The sequence below is a fragment of the Bacillus sp. FJAT-29790 genome (assembly GCF_019039215.1).
GTDB lineage: Bacteria > Bacillota > Bacilli > Bacillales > Cytobacillaceae > Cytobacillus.
On sequence record NZ_JAHNZZ010000007.1, the window covers coordinates 16,661 to 33,187 of the forward strand.

A 16,527-nucleotide genomic window follows, 5' to 3' on the forward strand; every position below is an offset into this window, starting at 1 on the left:
AGAGCCTCCTCGGCGTTACCGCCTGCGGGGTCTCCCGCTTCCCTCTATTCCCGCAGGAGTCAAGTGCCCTCCGCTCCAATCAACTCAGATTAATATATTTAAAATCACACTTATAAAGCAACAAAGTTTACAAAATCAGCCTAACAAAAAAGCGACTACAGTCTAGAGCATACCATTTTGACTTGTCATATTTCAAAAGGGAAGAAACGATTTCGGAGAGCTGTTTATATTAACTGTCCGTAAATATAAAACATATACAGAAGGGAAATAATTAGAACGATCAAGATCGTTTCGAAAATGCCTCCCCTTTTTTTCTTTTTAATATATGATTGCCGGCTTACTTTTGCTTGATTCCGTGCTTGGGCTTGTTGATTTATTTTATCAGGCTGTGCCTGGATGGTTTGAAGCATCGCATTTCTCATTTCTTGTGCAGAACCATACTTGCCCTGTAAACTATTAAATATGACTTCCTTATATTTTTGAAGCTCTTTTTTTTGCCGCACCATGGATTCAAGCTGTTTCATATCACCCGATGTTTTGTTAAATCGCTTCGGGTAAGCGATGTTTATCAGAATCATGGCGACTGCAAAAAGATCATAGCCTGGATCAGCTTTCCGAGTGCCGAGTCCCCAATATCCCCGGTCAAAAAACTCCGTAAATTCTTTAATTGCCCTCCCTTGAATGGTCGTCCCCCCGACATCTATACAGCGTATCTTAGATGGCGGCCCGGTTACAATTAGATTATCCGGCTTAAGATCACCAAATACCCAGCCATTTTGATGGAGCTTATCTAAGTCAGTAAGAAGCTGCAAGATCAGAACTTCTGTCCACGGTTGTCCCTTTTGCTGAATAAATGTCAGTAAATCAGGGCCTTGGATATACTCCATGACATAGAAGGATATTTGCCCATTTCTATGTATCCAATCATCGACATCAAGCAAAGAAGGCCCTAGGGCGGAGCCTTGGACCTTCGCAAAGGATTTTAGGACGTTTACCTCAGAGGTAATTGATAGCCCATTATCGCTCATTTTCAGCGCAACTTGCTGATTGCGGAATTGGGCTAAATAGACAATTCCGTTGGCCCCGTAACCTAGTTCTTTTACAATGGTATACCGATTATGATGCCACTTTCCTTCAATAATCGTACCAGGATTCACTTTACATTGATTCTTCAAAGAATGATTCATCATCACGGGAAAGCAGACTCCTTAACGAGCGTTTTTTCTTGAAATAAGTTAATGCTTCTCGAATGGCCGGACCAGTAGGGGTAATCCCTCCTGTTGTTAGTTGGCTGAAGATGCTTGTCAATGACCCTAAGTTTGGTGTCCAATCCAATAATTTTTCGACCTCCTTCTTCTTCCCTGGAAAGCCAAAAACCGAAAAACGATTCTCACCTGACCGTGCATTTAAGCTTAAAGATAAATCAAACAAAGCTTCTTTAACGATAGGCAGCTTTTGCTTCATGCTGGCACTTATATCAACTAAAACAAGTACCTGAAGCTCAGCTGTTTCCCCAAGTTCATCGACAACCTCCATGACCTCTCCCCTTTGGTCCGGCGGAAGATCCTCTACTTTTTTGGAGCCTCCGAGAATTTGCTGCAGTTCCCGATTTACCACTCCTTGCAGCGTTTGCGTCATCGCTTTTCTCGTGACCATTTGAACCGTATGTGAGAGCTGTTTTGCATATACGACCTGGCTTACACCTCCACCCGACATGGCAATACCTTCAATTTCATTCATACCCTTTTCGCCAATTTCATCACGTTCCATCACACCGATAACATTAACTGTAATACCCTGCTCTTTCGCCAATGCCGCCATCGCAATCGGATCTTCCCCTTGGTTAGAGCACCCATCCGTAATTAGCAAAATTTGCTTTAACGTACCTGTTTTCATAAAACTCCCCTCCACTTTTTATGTTGTTACCCATTTTTGTCTATTAGGAGGGGAATTATACATATTATCTATACATTATGATCAAATTCGCCTTGGCGAATTTGCGCCCAGATTTTTATCGAGCTAGCTCGATAAATTCCTTTAAAAAATCTGAGGCATCCGCCGGAGGCTTGACTTTATTCAGCCGCGGTTTGAACCCCCACTGAATTGGATACCATTTTGCAATCATCTCGCCGCTTATAGAAGTGGAAAACTTCTGCTGAATAAAGTTAAATTAACTAATTAGCCTTTTGGCGAATCTTCTGGACCGGAATGCTTGTCCACTTCGGGGTGTTGTGCTGTATCTTAGCTACGACGACCGTCATATCATCCTCGATATATCCGGACCTGGACCGGATGACTTCCTCCATGATGAGATCAGCCACCTCCTGCGGATCATCCGTTTTTAATTCATTTATTTTCCTTTTCATCCATAAATCAAAGTTTTCTACATGCTTTGGCCCTTCAAAAATCCCATCGCTCATCATAATTAATAAATCGCCGGCTTTTAATTGTTCACTAACAACATCCACTTCAAATTCTGGTATAATCCCCATTGGTAAATTACTAGCTTGGATTTTGATTACTTTATTTCCTCGCCTAATGAAACTTGGTGTTGACCCAATTTTCAGAAATTCAACGCCGGCATTTTGAAGATCAATCATAGCCAAATCTAATGTAGAGAATATTTCATCTGTTGTTCGTAAAGTTAAAACGGAATTCACCGATTTGATTGCTACCTTTTCCTCGATTCCTGATTGTAATATTTTTTGTAAAAGCTGAAGAGTTTCTTTGCTTTCTGCATGTGCCCGTTCACCATTGCCCATCCCGTCACTAATCGCAATCGCATACTTTCCGCATCCTAATTCGATCGTTGAATAACTGTCGCCAGAAAGAAAGCCTCCATCCTTGGCGGCATGGGCAACTGCCGTTTCTACTGTAAACGCTTTTGCGGAACGGAAAGTTACATGGCAAAAACCATTCGGGTAGGTAGAACATTCCTCTGAGTTCACAATAATTGTTTCTCCTAATATATCTGACAACATCGGGGCAATCAGCTTTTCACACTCGCCATGCCCTTGGCAATAGGGGATCGTCATATCAATATCAACATTTCTTTGTTCCAAGCTGTATATTTCAACATGCTCAATATGAACGCCAAACCCCTGTATTGCTTCTAAAATAAGCTCTTCCTGCTTATGATGATTTTCCCTTTCTCTTTGAATTTCCTTTGCAAAGTCACCCATTACTTCTGACACACCCAATAATTGATCCGCAACTAATCTTCTGCTTTCCTGCACCTGTTTTTTTAATTTTTTATTGGCATGGAAAAATGTTAACTCCTGCTGGATTGTTTCCGTTACTTTTTTTGAACGGGTACAATGTTTTTCCCATTCCTTCGATAGCTTTGGTGATAAAGTGTCTTGATTATAATCCAATTCATTCATAATCTCTTTCATATAGTCATATGTTGTATCAAAGTTCCTTGTCCAGCAATGGTCTTTCTTAAAGCATGTTTGACATGTTTTCTCGGTGACATTGCTTAAAAAGTAATCTAATTCCCGCCCGTTATCATCGTCCTCCCACTCAGATGGTTCATCATAAGAAGAGAAGCTTTTCGAAAGAGCCTGAAAGACATTCGAAAACTGGGCCACTCTTTTCGCCGTTACGTCCCGCATTTTTCGCATATATTGCTGCTGCTCAGCCGCATATTCGGGCGTACCTGGAATATGTTTTGCTAGTTTAGTAGATAGCGCCTGAGGAGTAAGAAGAAACAAAAAAATAGCAGCTGATGTTTCCAATACTGTCTTTAAAAGATTATCGCCACCTTCGCCATACATCCCAATTAATAAAGTGGCAATAAGGAGACCTGCAGCTACACCAAGCTTTCTCCCTTCTTTTAATAGGCCACCAAGCAGACCTGAAAAGGCAAGCAAACTCATATGATAGAAACTCGATACATTTGCCAGACTGAATATTAAACCTGTCACTACCCCTACCGTCGACCCGACCGTAGCACCAGCTACAAATGCAAAAAGCAGCACCAAATATCTGGACATAATATGTTCAACCGAAAGATCATAAACGGACCAGCCAATTGTACCTGTCATAACTGAGGCGAGCATAATTATTAAACAGACAATTTCTTCTGTCTTGAGTGACTGCCGACGCTTGCTTATCGATAATAGAGGCAGGCTTTGTAAGAAAATAAGGGTGAGGATAAAACCTAAGCTTGCTTCCACCCCTGCCATCATTCCGTCATACAGAGATAATTTTCTTGTCAAAATAAAGCTTTCTAATAACTTCCCCCCTAGTAATGTGAAAAACACGAAAAATGGCAGTGCTTTCATTTCATTTTGAAGCCATTTTTTCGAGACCCGGAGAAGAAATAAAAACACGAAAGCAGCCCCAAATGCAGATACCGCGTTTGAAATTGATAAGGTTGCCGCTCCTGCGATCAATCCAATTAAGGCAATTGGCGCTCTATCTTTTCTAATAAAATAAACAGCAGCAAAAAATGGGAGAAAAAAAGGAGTAAGTTTCGCTAAAATTAATGCCCTTCCAAGCAAAAAACCAATGAATAAAAGAATATAGCCCTTTTTTAGAAAGAAGGTTTCTATCCATACCTGAAATTTATTTAGTCCGTTTGTCAATTCCAGTTTAGATCTGCCAAAATTTACTTCCCCGAGCGGCTCGATTACATTCCTTTCTACTTTTTGCATTTAACTACACTCCCCGTTTCCATCTTTTCTGATTATTATAAAATTAATAAAAATAGAAGTTTGTCAAAATAGCGGACAAGCTCCTATTTTTCGTTCGACGGTTTTCTCCTTAATATCCAAAAAGAAAACAAAATGAAAACCCACGTTTGTTTTTGACTGTTTTCCGATCCCCATTAAATCCCATGGCAGCGCCTAAAAAGGGTTTCTTTAAATAGAAAAAAATGCCGAAAATATTTCCGACATATTTCTTTCGAAAATGTATTGACTTTTTGCAGAAATCTTTGTATTATATTCTTTGTGCCTTATTAATTCATGGCGGCGTAGCTCAGCTGGCTAGAGCGTACGGTTCATACCCGTGAGGTCGGGGGTTCGATCCCCTCTGCCGCTATCTAGAAGTGAGAGAGTTAGTTAAGCTTTGGGGCAAAAGCTAAAAAGCGAACCAACCACTACTCATTCCTTTCGTAATCGGAAGCATCAGTTTATATAACTGGTGCTTTTTTTAATTAAAAGGCAAAAAAAAGACAGGTCCGCAATGGACTTGTCTTTTTTTGCTTGGGAATATGAACGATAAACCCTGCTATATATATCAAATCAGCAGCAAGTTAACCTCGTCTAGCGCCTCTTCCCCCACGCTTTGATTCAGTATTACGTTTTAACGACGATAAACGATCTTCGCTGTCTTTTAAAAACCGAGCCATTTTAGATTCGAAGTTTTCTCTTGGCGCGCGATTATCGTTTGCTCTGCCTTGGCGTGGACGTTGAGAATGTGAATGCCCTTGCGAGTATCCTCTTGACTCTCTTCTTTCGCCTCTTTCAGGTCGTTCAGGTCGTTCAGTTCTCTCAGGTCGGTCTTTTGCCTTTTTGATGGATAAACCAATCTTTCCATCTTTTTCGACATTAATGACTTTGACTTCAACCATGTCACCGACTTTAAGATGGTCATTGATATCCTTTACATAATTGTCTGCGACTTCACTAATGTGCACCAGACCCGTTGAGCCTTCCGGAAGCTCCACAAAAGCTCCGAAATTCGTAATACCTGTTACCTTACCTTGTAACTTGCTGCCCACTTCGATTGACATAAAAATCAAATTGCCTCCTTAAAGATATAAAAAATCAAACTTACCTTATATTATACAGAATTTGAAAAAAGAGTTCAATACAAGGTCTAATCAGATACTTGTTCTTTTCCTTCCTCTTTCTTCCCCTTACTAGGCAGGTTAAAGATTATTTCATTACTTTCCGATAAAAAATAATCTTTCCTTGCTAGCTTGGCTATATATTCGTCATCATTTAGCTTTACGATTTCTTCCTCAAGGATGACTTCCTTTTCCTTTAATAATGCCAGCTCCTGATCAAGCTTCTGTTTTTCCGCCTTTTTTTCCTCAAGTGCAGAGGATTGCGAAACGAGTGTGGAGATCATGAAAAAAGAAAGTGTGGCAGCACCTATAAAAAATACAGCTAATCTTCTAAATAGACGCTTTCTTTTTCTCCCTATACTAATCTCGGCCACTTCTTGCTCCTTAGCATAGCTTGTTTGAATTTGGGCTACATTTTTTTTCCTGACGGCACTCAAATCGCTTCCCTCCTTACTCTTTATGTTTTTTCCACTTTGAAATCCATTTTAAAAAGGTATTCTTTATCCGCCCGAAATTTCCTGCAACTCTATTATATAATTTCTCGACTGTTTTTTTAATATTTTTCGGCAAAACCTTCCAAAATAGTGATAAAGTCCATTTGACAGGAAGTGAAACCACTTTCAGTATAAATATTAAGACCTTTATAGCTACTTTGAAAAGGGTATAAAGGCCCTTTCCTAGCATTAATATTAATGCAATGGATGCAACAATAAGTCCACGGATGGGTTTATAGATAACATAATAGAATAATTTCACGAAAAAGCGGTAAATAGAAATAATCATAGAGATGATAAACTCTAACAAACGAAGATAAATTCTTTTAAATAAACTCTGATAGGCCGCAAACCCGCACAAAAGGGCAATAAAAATATAAAATCTTAATTCGCCCCGGTTTACTAAAAATAATATATAAAATACGGCTAATCCTTGCACGAACCAAAAAAGGACATCATTAATAAAGACGATCCAGCTTTTTCTTTTTTTTCGCTGTAAAAAGCGATTATACGTATCAAGGGCAGCGCCAAAGATGCTACCCATGCCGACCATGGCCAGCATGGTTGTAAATTGAGTGGTTAATGTCATCGGAATAACTTGCTAAAGAAACCTTTAGCTTTGTCCCCATGCTGATCATCAAGATAAACAAGGTCAAATATTTTCCCTTTGATCGAAACAATCCCCTTATCCACATCCAAGTTTTTCATCTGTAGATTTTGCCCTTTGATCGCAAGAAAGCCCATAACAGTGTCTAAAAGAAACTCTTCATTATCAAAACTCTCAACTTGTTTAACCCCTGTAATCTCTAAAAGCCTTCTGCCCCGCATAATCACATCATGTTCTTGAACATTCGTTTTCGTCGTATTCGTTTCATAATATTGACTCATCATCCATCCCTCGCAATCACATAGTACAACCTTTTTGTACATATTTATGAAATGGGAGGATGAAATAGAACAAGCCAATTAGAAAGGCGGAGCGTTTACACCTCTGCCTCGACCTTTTCCTCTTTAATAACCGTATACATCTCAGCTGCCTCTTCTTTCCTCGTCGTTTCCTGTAAACGGTCGATTTTAACGGTAACTAATTTTTGTCCGAATCGAATTACTAATTCATCCCCGACTTTAACGGTTGTGCTTGCTTTCGCCTGCTGACCATTAACCGAGATTCTCCCTTGATCGGAAACCTCTTTTGCGAGTGTTCTTCTTTTTATTAATCTTGATACTTTCAAAAATTTATCTAGTCTCATCCCGAGCACTTCCTTTCATAAAGTGAAACTTACATCAGTGGGGGGCTTACTGCCCGTTAATCTGCGATTAATATCCCTTTTCTTTCGCTTCGTCCCAAAATTGATCTAGTTGCTCTAATTGGTAGTCTGCAAATTCCTTTCCGCTTTCCTTTACCTTTTTTTCCACGTATGAAAAACGGCGTTTGAACTTTTGGTTTGTTTGGAAAAGAGCTTCTTCCGCATTAATGTCATAAAAACGGGCAATATTGACAAAAGCAAAGAGAATATCGCCAAACTCATTTGTCATTTTGTCGCTATTTCTTTCCGCCTCGATTTCAAATTCACGGATCTCTTCTTTTACTTTCTCCAAAGCAGGCCCAACTTCCTTCCAATCAAAGCCTACTTTCGCCGCTTTCTTTTGGATTTCAGTCGCCGCCATTAAATTAGGGAGGGATTTGCCTACTCCATCAAGAAGAGATTTATCATCTAAGGGGGCTCCCTTTTCTTCGTTCTTAATTTCTTGCCAATTTTTCAATACCTCAGCTTCTGTTTCAGCTGTTGAATTACCAAACACATGCGGATGACGGCGAATCATCTTCTCGGATAGTCCTTCAATGACATCTTCTATCGAGAAAAAGCCATCATCTTCACCAATTTGTGCATGAAGCAGTACTTGAAGAAGAACGTCTCCGAGCTCCTCAATCATATGGTCAATGTCTTCCTCATTAATCGCTTCAATGAGCTCATATGCTTCTTCAATTAAATATTTTTTTAATGACTCGTGTGTTTGTTTCTTATCCCAAGGGCAGCCATTTGGGCCTCGCAGCTCAGCAATAATTTGCCGCAGTTTGGAAAAGTCTTTATATAAAAGTGCAGCATCGGATACTGGCGGCACATAGACAGAAGTAAGATTATTTAACTCTACTTCACGATCAAGCTCAAATAACGGAACCTTTCGAATCCGCTCTTCCTTGCTGCCCGCAGCAGTGACAATATACACGTCATAATCATATGGGAGGATTTCCATGAGGGTAAGCTTTACTTCCGAAGCTACAAATTGATCATAAACCTGTCCAATAATCATATGCTGCTTAATTTTGATTTCATCCTTTTTCAGCTCAGTGCCATCAAGAAGCTGGAATCCCTCAATCGGATCAATTTTTAAAGCTTGAAATAGTGCATCTAGAAAACTTTGTCCCCCACCGATTTCGATCGTTATTCCCTGTTCAGGCCCTCTTTGGAGCAAAATCTGCACAGTGCGTTCAGCAACAAGTGGATGGCCTGGTACAGCATATGTAACTTCTTCCTGTGAAGAAGCCTCTAGCAAATATGCGCAAATTTCTTCATAAACTTCCTCGAATTGTTCATGTTTTTCATAGATGCTATCAAACGATGTATATGCCAGTCCTTCTATTTCTAACTCTTTCACAGCAGGATGCTCTTTTGTTCTTAGAAAAAGGTGAGAAGCATTTTTCAGCGCACGATAAACACCAAGTGGAAGCTGTTCGAGATCACCTGCGCCCAGCCCAATAATATTTACTTTTTTCATTTAATTTTCCAACTCCTATTCTTTTTTGGCAGCAATAACGATAATTTGCTTCCAAAAGGAAGCATGGCGAGTTCTTCCTCTTTAAATATATTTCCTTTTAATACGATCCACAAATAAGAAAAACCACCAATCAAAACAGCACTTAGTGCCTGAAAACCTGCGAATAAACGATCGTGGCCCCCTCCTGCTAAAAAGCCGGTCAAATGCAAATAAGTTTTCAAAGCAATGGCCATAAACAGGGCTGCCATACAAATTACCGCCAAAAAGCGGATGTTCATTATAGATATTTTCAAATACAGCCCAAGCTTGAACAGCAAAATCAGCATAATCAAACATAATGTGATGCATGACGCGACCGCTGCGCCCATTGTTCCGTACATTGGAACAAGGAGAATATTCATCATATATTTCATCCCAAAACCGCAAAGAATGACAAAGGCAGGGAAAAGGATCAGCCCTAAACCTTGAAGAACTGCAGTAGTCGTAATAATAACCGAGCTTAGCAAAATTAAAATACTTAACACGGACAAAACAGCAGATCCATTGCTATTTTCAAATAGCATTACATTTGTTGGTTTGATAATATTCCATAACCCGACTGTAGCAGCAACTCCAACGAAAATGCCTATTTGGAGGGCAACGCGGATTTTATCATGTAGAAATTCAGTTTTTCCTGTCGCTTTTTCACTTGTAATTAACGGAACTAGTGATAAAGACATCGAGGTAGCAACAACGATCCCCAACTGAATTAAGGGCTGGCCCCGATCATAGATTCCTTTTAGTTCTTTTGCTTCTAGGCTATTGAAACCTGAAGTTACGAGCAGGGAATACAAATTTAATGAATCAGCCATTTGGATAAAGATCAGAAGCAAGCTGCTTACACAGACAGCAAATCCTTGGATGATCAAGGCTTTGGCTATTTTTTTTCCCTCTTTGAAATCCAAACATATCTTTAAAGGGGTCTTTTTTCTTTTCATCCATAAAAATGTAATTAAAATGACGACAGCCACGATTCCGCCAGTCACCGCGCCAAAAACGGCCCCTCCGCCTACGATGTACAAGGAATGTCCCTTTTTTGTCAGCAGCCATGCCGCGAGGAAGATCGTTAATACTCTGAATAGCTGTTCAAAAACTTGTGAAACAGCAGTGGGAACCATGTTGCCTTTTCCTTGAAAATAACCTCTGAGCAAAGATACGATTGGAAATAGGAGAAAGACAATCGATACTACTCTTAGCAAAATGGCAAGCTGCGGATCATCCATTTGCGCTGCCAGCCAATCCGCACCCCAAAAAAGGATCGCAAAGCCCGTAAAACCTAAGATAATTAATATAAAAGCAGAGACCACAAATAAATTTTGTATCCCATTCTTTCCTTTTAAAAAAACTTGTTCCGCGTAAAGCTTCGAAATGACAACTGGAAACCCATATGTAGATAACACTAAGGCAACCCCATAAAAAGGATAAACCTGCTGATAGATATAAAATCCAACATCCCCGACAATATTTTGAAAGGGGACGCGGTAAACAGCACTTAAAATTTTTATAAAAAGGGCGGCAATTGTTAAAATAAATGCCCCTTTAAACAAATCGCCCGGATGTTTCTCACGCTCCATTGCCTTCTCCTTCCAAAGATCTGGACTTTATCGAGCTCTTTCATGTTCGACAGTATTATAGCATGGCAGCTGACTTCAATCACTTCATGGATAACGTCCCCGAAAATACTTCGTGCTGCAATAAGACGAGCTGAACAACACTTCCTCAAATCTGCTATGGCACAGGAGCACAGTTCGACTATTATCCACCTTAGAAAGGACTTCAAAATTAGAAAATTGGACATTAGTGCGATACTAAACCAGATCCTTCCTTTTCCCCACGAAAAAAGGCAGCATTCCGCTACCCCTTTCAGAAAATATTCATTTCTTGTCCAGATATGAAAAGTTTTTGAACGGGGTAGCAGTGTTGCCTTGCCGTTCTTTACGATTCCATTTGCCTCGCTAGGAAGCTTGCGGCTGTTTCAACTGCCTTTTGTTCAACATCTCCTAGAGAATCCTCTTTTGCAAAAATAATGACAGCGCCGATCGGGTCCCCATTCGCAATAATTGGACCGATTGTATAAGCGGAGGCAGGCTCTGTGTTCCCATCAATTAGGGAAATTTCACCTGCTTGATTCATGATAACCGAATTGCGTTCTTCCATCGCTTTTTCAACTAAGTCACTAATATTTTTGTTTAAATAGTCTTTTTTGGAAACGCCAGCAACGGCAATATAAGTATCTCTGTCACATATTAACACAGGATTCCCCAGACTGTCATATAAAGCTTCTGCATATTCCTTTGCAAAATCGCTAAGCTCACTTATTGGTGAATATTTCTTTAGAATAACTTCCCCATCACGATCCACAAAAATTTCTAGCGGGTCTCCTTCACGAATCCGCAATGTTCTGCGGATTTCCTTCGGAATAACCACACGGCCCAAATCATCGATTCGACGAACAATACCAGTTGCTTTCATCCAATGTTGCCTCACTTTCATCTGATGATTTATTAACATTTGACTATGCACCTTACTGGGAGAAATTGAATGCATCGCCATGTTTGAACTTAGTATCTTTCATCTGGAAAGTTCTATACACATTCAAATATTATTTCTCATCGATGTAATTGATGGCAAAAATGGAATAGAATACCAAAAAGCGAGATATTCCTATTTCTGCAAAAGTTCATTACAATGTTTGACCTAGTTGCTCTTTCCTTGATTCATATATCCCTTGAACAATTTCAAAAGCCATATTCAGCCACTCATTTGTTTTAATTCCTTTTATATGAAGAACAGCCTTTAGTTTTTTGCCGTCCATCCCGAGACCGACGACACGCCCATATTTACTTGTAATTTTGAAGATCTTCTGACCGTCAATTCCCTCACTGGCTTGTTCAGACAATAGAATTAAGACTTCGTTTTTCGTTTGCTTAATGATCTCAATCCCAGCAAGTTCCCCGTGAACCTTCATCTCCGTCATTTGGAATAAATAAGAGACTTCCCCCGGATATTCACCAAAGCGATCCAGCATTTCTTCATTTAATTCCTCAATGTCCTCTAAACTGGAGGCCCCGCGGAAACGTTTATACATTTCAATCTTTTGGTGGCCGTCAGAAATATAGGCATCAGGAATATAGGCATCTACCTCAAGGTCAACTTCTATTCTTTGCTTATCTGCTTGATTAATATTCCCCTTTCGGTCCTCGATTGCTTCTTTTAACATTTGGGAATATAAATCAAAACCGACCGAATCGATGAAACCATGCTGTTCTGCCCCTAATAAGTTTCCTGCGCCCCTGATTGTTAAATCTCGCATCGCGATTTTAAAACCAGACCCTAACTCAGTAAATTCTTTTATTGCTTGAAGCCTTTTTTCGGCCACCTCTGTTAATACTTTATCTTTTCGATACGTGAAATAGGCATACGCCACCCGGTTGGAACGGCCAACCCTTCCTCTTAACTGATAAAGCTGTGAAAGGCCCATTTTATCCGCATCATGAACGATTAGTGTATTGACGTTCGGGATGTCTACGCCTGTCTCAATAATTGTTGTACTCACAAGAACGTCAAACTCTCCTGCAAGAAAACTTAACATGACAGATTCTAATTCATTTTCCGACATTTGCCCGTGGGCATATGCAACCCTAGCGTCAGGGACAAGCATAGATATTTCCTCTGTTTTTCGTTCGATATCTTCCACCCTGTTATATAGGAAGTATACTTGGCCATCGCGTGCCAGTTCCCTTTCTATTGCCTCGCGAACGATCCCGCCGTTATATTCCATGACATATGTTTGAATCGGAAAGCGATTTTCAGGAGGCGTCTCAATAACCGATAAATCGCGGACACCTAACATTGACATATGCAGCGTCCTCGGAATCGGCGTAGCGGTAAGTGTTAACACATCTACATTCGTTTTCAACTGTTTTATCTTTTCTTTATGTGTAACACCAAAGCGCTGCTCCTCATCCACAATCAGGAGCCCTAAATCACGGTATACAATGTCTTTTGATAAAATACGATGGGTTCCGACAACGACATCAATCGTCCCTGCTTTCAGCCCTTTAATTGTTTCTATCTGCTGTTTCCTTGTTCTGAACCTGCTGAGCAGTCCAACTTCAATCGGATAATCTTGAAAACGATCCTTCATTGTTTCGTAATGCTGCTGTGCAAGGATTGTCGTCGGCACAAGAATGGCAACCTGTTTTCCGTCCGCAATTGCCTTAAAGGCGGATCGAATGGCTACTTCTGTTTTTCCATAGCCAACATCTCCGCAAAGCAAGCGATCCATTGGGCGTTCTCTTTCCATATCTCTTTTGATTTCATGAATCGACCGAAGTTGATCCTCTGTCTCCTGATAGGCAAAAGCCGCTTCGAAATCCCGTTGCATCTCTCCATCCGGGCTAAAAGCATAACCTTTTGAAGCTTCTCTTTCTGCATAAAGCTTAATTAAATCATCGGCAATATCTTGAACAGAGGATTCAACCTTTTTCTTAACCCTTTTCCAATCATTCCCGCCTAATTTATATATTTTAGGCTCCTTCGCTTCCGATCCAACAAACTTTTGCACAAGATCAATTTGCTCGACTGGCACATAGAGCTTATCACTACCTTGATAGCGTATATGAAGATAATCCTTATGAAGTCCATTGATTTCAAGTGTTTCAATCCCTAGATATTTCCCGATCCCATGATTAACATGTACAACATAGTCCCCGATTTTAAGTTCTGAGTAACTTTTAATCCGTTCCGCATTCGATAAATTTTGGCGACGAGATTTCTTTTTTGTTCTTTTATTAAAGAGCTCCTCTTCCGTAATAACAGCGAGCTTTTGGCTTGGCAGCTCAAAACCCGTATGAAGATTTCCTTCCGAAATTTGAACCCTGCCAATGAGAAGTGACTGTTTCTCATCGATAAATGATGTTTCGATTTCATAGTCTTCTAATACCCTCTGCAGTTTCTTTACCCGCTCTTCATCAGGCCCTAATAATATAACTGTGTAATTTCCCTTTTTCCATCGTTCAAGCTCACCTTTTAACACATTCATTTGACCGTGGAAGTTCTGCATTTGTTTACAGGAAACATTAATAATATTTTCCGGATTCGTATTCGGCACATGCCTAAGGAATAACGACATATAAATAATCGGCTGTTTCCTTTTTTGAATAACCCCCCGTAAATGATGGGATATCTTCACATCGTGAATAATTTGCCCCTCGCCCAATAGGTTTGTGTACCATTCAGCCTCTTCCTTTTCCAGGGAATCATTCATTTCTTGGACTCTGCTGATTTCGTCAATAAAAATAAGTGCGTTATTAGGAAGATAATCTATTAAACTACTTCCTTCGCCATATGCTAAGGAAAGATATTTGAATAATTGATCTGGTTTATTGCCCATTTTTAATTGCTCAAGCTCAAAGCCAATATTTTGAGCAAGCAGCGCTTTCGCTTTGTCATTCTTTAATTTTTTCAGACTAGATCCTAGACCTGATTCAATTTTCTCAATCATTTTATTAAAATGCTCAGCTTCTAAAGGATATTCTGTCGCCGGTCCAATGGTAACTTCAGATAGCTTCCCTTTTGATCGCTGATCTTCCAATGAAAAAGTACGGATCGAGTCAACCTCCGTATCAAATAGTTCAATCCGGACAGGATCTGTTTCCGTTAATGGGTATATATCAATAATTCCGCCTCTAACACTGAATTCCCCTGGGGATGATACCATCCCAACTCGTGAGTAGCCCATTTGGACAAATCTCATTAATCCTTCTTCAAGCAATTCATCGCCGATTTTTAAAGTTAATTGACAATCCCTCCAAAGGGATGCCGGCGGAAGGATCTTTCGGAGCCCAGCCATTGGAGCAATCAGGATTCCATTTTTACTTTTGCTCCAATAATTTAATACCTCAATACGCTGCGCCTTTAATTCCGGACTGGCAATACTGATTTCCGCCGCAATTAGCTCATTTGCCGGGTATAAATACACTTCCGATTCCCCAGCCAAATGAACAATATCATCATATAGCTTTTGTGCTTGCAGAAGATTGTGGGTAACGATCAGGATCGGTTTTCGAGCCTGCTCGTAAACAGAGGCTAGAAATAGCGTGCGTGCCGAACCGGATAAACCCGATATAAGCTGTTCCTTTAATCCCTCTTCTATCCCAGACAAGACAGACCTGACATCATCTTGCTGACTGATTATACGTTTAAGTCCTAACATGGCTGCCCTCCTCTCAAACTGTCTAGCTTCAACTTACAGAACGTACAAAATTCCAGGATCACTAAGTAATTATCTAGTCTATTCATTTAACATGGACTAAGAAATAGAAAAATGCTTTGGATGACGGTCCAAAGCCTGTTATTGAATCAGAAAATCATGCTGGTGATAATCGGGATTTCGCTCGAGCAACTCATGGCAATCCTCGCATATTGCTTTTACTTGAAGATCACCAAATTGATCATAGGATATCATTTCCTGACGTTCTGCATCATTTAATGTATGGAACCCTAGCTGCTCCGTGTGTAGCATTGTATTTTCAATCGTACCAATTTTTACTCCGCAATGACGGCAATGATAATGAATAGCCACGCCTGTCCCTCCCTGGGAAAGTTCAATAGAATTAGTATGAACACTTCTGGAGAAACCTATTCATCTAGATTAGTTATAATAATGATTCCGGTACAATAGTGGCAACCAGTAAATCGCCGATTGCCTCCAATTCACATCTAGACTAATACACTATCCTATGATTAAGACCGAAGAATATGAAAAATTATTGATTATACTCATTCATGATTTGCAAAAATGGTTTTGAAATCCAATCCTCGCATGCGTTCGCACACCTATGAACAACCTCGCCCATCATTTCTTGCTCTTCTTTTGAAAAACGCCCCAAAACATAGTCCGGCACCTTCATCCCGCTTGGAGGCCGGTCGATGCCTACCCTGACCCTATTAAATTCTTGGGTACCAAGATGGGCTATCGTTGACTTAATCCCATTATGTCCGCCTGCACTGCCTTTTTGCCGAAGTCGAACTTTTCCAACAGGCAAATCCAAATCATCGTAAATGACGACAATCTCATCCTCTTCGATTTGAAAATAGTCCATGAGCGCCGCAATAGACTCTCCTGATAAGTTCATATATGTAAGTGGTTTTAATAAATAAACTTTTTCACCCTGCACATGACCAACACCATAAATCCCTTGGAATTTAGCTTGATTTAGCGGAATATTTAATCTTTCAGAAAGTGCATCAATCACCTCAAAACCAATATTATGTCTTGTTTTATCATATTGCTTGCCTGGATTCCCTAACCCTACAATAAGTTTCATTTTCTCACCCCTATTTTAGAAAAGGCGTTTTCGCATATATTGTTGTTTTAGCCTTCAAAGTTTGCCCGTTGATTTCCGCTGCGGGCAC

General features: G+C 40.1%; 14 protein-coding genes and 1 tRNA gene. 1 reads left to right on the forward strand and 14 read right to left on the reverse strand.

Features of this window, described 5'->3' with window-relative positions; all coding sequences use genetic code 11:
• Nucleotides 1-224 precede the first annotated feature (224 nt).
• The 3 genes from BGM26_RS20990 to spoIIE all read right to left on the reverse strand — a co-directional run bounded on the left by BGM26_RS20990 (nucleotide 225) and on the right by spoIIE (nucleotide 4,658).
• Entirely contained in the window at nucleotides 225-1,190 is a 966-nt protein-coding gene (locus tag BGM26_RS20990) for a serine/threonine protein kinase (RefSeq protein ID WP_217042277.1), read from the reverse strand.
• The gene (locus BGM26_RS20995) at nucleotides 1,159-1,896 is read right to left on the reverse strand and encodes a VWA domain-containing protein (RefSeq protein ID WP_217042242.1); all 738 of its coding nucleotides are present in this window, start codon (nucleotides 1,894-1,896) and stop codon (nucleotides 1,159-1,161) included. Before BGM26_RS20995 ends, BGM26_RS20990 begins: the two co-directional genes overlap by 32 nt.
• A 278-nt stretch (nucleotides 1,897-2,174) precedes the next feature.
• The gene (gene spoIIE / locus BGM26_RS21000) at nucleotides 2,175-4,658 is read right to left on the reverse strand and encodes a stage II sporulation protein E (protein WP_217042243.1); all 2,484 of its coding nucleotides are present in this window, start codon (nucleotides 4,656-4,658) and stop codon (nucleotides 2,175-2,177) included.
• 314 nt (nucleotides 4,659-4,972) lie between these two features.
• On the opposite strand from spoIIE, the gene BGM26_RS21005 reads away from it, so the two are divergent.
• A tRNA-Met gene (locus tag BGM26_RS21005) sits at nucleotides 4,973-5,046 on the forward strand.
• Nucleotides 5,047-5,260: 214 nt separating this feature from the next.
• Here the strand turns inward: BGM26_RS21005 and BGM26_RS21010 are convergent.
• The 11 genes from BGM26_RS21010 to pth all read right to left on the reverse strand — a co-directional run bounded on the left by BGM26_RS21010 (nucleotide 5,261) and on the right by pth (nucleotide 16,439).
• Nucleotides 5,261-5,740 (reverse strand): S1 domain-containing RNA-binding protein, encoded by a 480-nt coding sequence (locus BGM26_RS21010; RefSeq protein WP_217042244.1) that lies wholly within the window; start codon nucleotides 5,738-5,740, stop codon nucleotides 5,261-5,263.
• 86 nt (nucleotides 5,741-5,826) lie between these two features.
• Nucleotides 5,827-6,234: an FtsB family cell division protein gene (locus BGM26_RS21015; RefSeq protein WP_217042245.1), complete on the reverse strand. Its 408-nt coding sequence runs from the start codon at nucleotides 6,232-6,234 to the stop codon at nucleotides 5,827-5,829.
• A gap of 13 nt (nucleotides 6,235-6,247) precedes the next feature.
• The gene (gene yabQ, locus BGM26_RS21020) at nucleotides 6,248-6,880 is read right to left on the reverse strand and encodes a spore cortex biosynthesis protein YabQ (protein ID WP_217042246.1); all 633 of its coding nucleotides are present in this window, start codon (nucleotides 6,878-6,880) and stop codon (nucleotides 6,248-6,250) included.
• Nucleotides 6,877-7,179: a sporulation protein YabP gene (gene yabP / locus BGM26_RS21025; RefSeq protein ID WP_217042247.1), complete on the reverse strand. Its 303-nt coding sequence runs from the start codon at nucleotides 7,177-7,179 to the stop codon at nucleotides 6,877-6,879. The genes yabQ and yabP overlap by 4 nt, the downstream gene beginning before the upstream one ends.
• A gap of 95 nt (nucleotides 7,180-7,274) precedes the next feature.
• Nucleotides 7,275-7,541 (reverse strand): RNA-binding S4 domain-containing protein, encoded by a 267-nt coding sequence (locus BGM26_RS21030; RefSeq protein ID WP_217042248.1) that lies wholly within the window; start codon nucleotides 7,539-7,541, stop codon nucleotides 7,275-7,277.
• A gap of 67 nt (nucleotides 7,542-7,608) precedes the next feature.
• On the reverse strand, nucleotides 7,609-9,069 hold the full coding sequence (gene yabN / locus BGM26_RS21035) for a bifunctional methyltransferase/pyrophosphohydrolase YabN (RefSeq protein ID WP_217042249.1): 1,461 nt from the start codon (nucleotides 9,067-9,069) through the stop codon (nucleotides 7,609-7,611).
• Nucleotides 9,066-10,682 carry a putative polysaccharide biosynthesis protein gene (locus tag BGM26_RS21040; protein WP_217042250.1) on the reverse strand — a complete coding sequence of 539 codons (1,617 nt, stop codon included), beginning with the start codon at nucleotides 10,680-10,682 and terminating at the stop codon, nucleotides 9,066-9,068. The genes yabN and BGM26_RS21040 overlap by 4 nt, the downstream gene beginning before the upstream one ends.
• A gap of 361 nt (nucleotides 10,683-11,043) precedes the next feature.
• On the reverse strand, nucleotides 11,044-11,580 hold the full coding sequence (gene spoVT / locus BGM26_RS21045) for a stage V sporulation protein T (protein ID WP_217042278.1): 537 nt from the start codon (nucleotides 11,578-11,580) through the stop codon (nucleotides 11,044-11,046).
• Between the two features lie 211 nt (nucleotides 11,581-11,791).
• Nucleotides 11,792-15,325 (reverse strand): transcription-repair coupling factor, encoded by a 3,534-nt coding sequence (gene mfd / locus BGM26_RS21050; protein WP_217042251.1) that lies wholly within the window; start codon nucleotides 15,323-15,325, stop codon nucleotides 11,792-11,794.
• Nucleotides 15,326-15,463: 138 nt separating this feature from the next.
• Entirely contained in the window at nucleotides 15,464-15,694 is a 231-nt protein-coding gene (fin, locus tag BGM26_RS21055; RefSeq protein ID WP_217042252.1) for an anti-sigma-F factor Fin, read from the reverse strand.
• Between the two features lie 184 nt (nucleotides 15,695-15,878).
• Nucleotides 15,879-16,439 carry an aminoacyl-tRNA hydrolase gene (gene pth / locus BGM26_RS21060; RefSeq protein WP_217042253.1) on the reverse strand — a complete coding sequence of 187 codons (561 nt, stop codon included), beginning with the start codon at nucleotides 16,437-16,439 and terminating at the stop codon, nucleotides 15,879-15,881.
• Nucleotides 16,440-16,527 lie beyond the last annotated feature (88 nt).

Excerpts from the sequence above, each read along its gene's own strand:
- BGM26_RS21010 (WP_217042244.1), bottom strand. The coding sequence starts at position 5,740 with ATGTCAATCGAAGTGGGCAGCAAGTTACAAGGTAAGGTAACAGGTATT.
- BGM26_RS21030 (WP_217042248.1), bottom strand. The coding sequence starts at position 7,541 with ATGAGACTAGATAAATTTTTGAAAGTATCAAGATTAATAAAAAGAAGA.
- yabQ (WP_217042246.1), bottom strand. The coding sequence starts at position 6,880 with ATGACATTAACCACTCAATTTACAACCATGCTGGCCATGGTCGGCATG.
- pth (WP_217042253.1), bottom strand. The coding sequence starts at position 16,439 with ATGAAACTTATTGTAGGGTTAGGGAATCCAGGCAAGCAATATGATAAA.
- spoIIE (WP_217042243.1), bottom strand. The coding sequence starts at position 4,658 with ATGCAAAAAGTAGAAAGGAATGTAATCGAGCCGCTCGGGGAAGTAAAT.
- yabN (WP_217042249.1), bottom strand. The coding sequence starts at position 9,069 with ATGAAAAAAGTAAATATTATTGGGCTGGGCGCAGGTGATCTCGAACAG.
- BGM26_RS21040 (WP_217042250.1), bottom strand. The coding sequence starts at position 10,682 with ATGGAGCGTGAGAAACATCCGGGCGATTTGTTTAAAGGGGCATTTATT.
- spoVT (WP_217042278.1), bottom strand. The coding sequence starts at position 11,580 with ATGAAAGCAACTGGTATTGTTCGTCGAATCGATGATTTGGGCCGTGTG.
- mfd (WP_217042251.1), bottom strand. The coding sequence starts at position 15,325 with ATGTTAGGACTTAAACGTATAATCAGTCAGCAAGATGATGTCAGGTCT.
- BGM26_RS20995 (WP_217042242.1), bottom strand. The coding sequence starts at position 1,896 with ATGAAAACAGGTACGTTAAAGCAAATTTTGCTAATTACGGATGGGTGC.
- BGM26_RS20990 (WP_217042277.1), bottom strand. The coding sequence starts at position 1,190 with ATGATGAATCATTCTTTGAAGAATCAATGTAAAGTGAATCCTGGTACG.
- yabP (WP_217042247.1), bottom strand. The coding sequence starts at position 7,179 with ATGAGTCAATATTATGAAACGAATACGACGAAAACGAATGTTCAAGAA.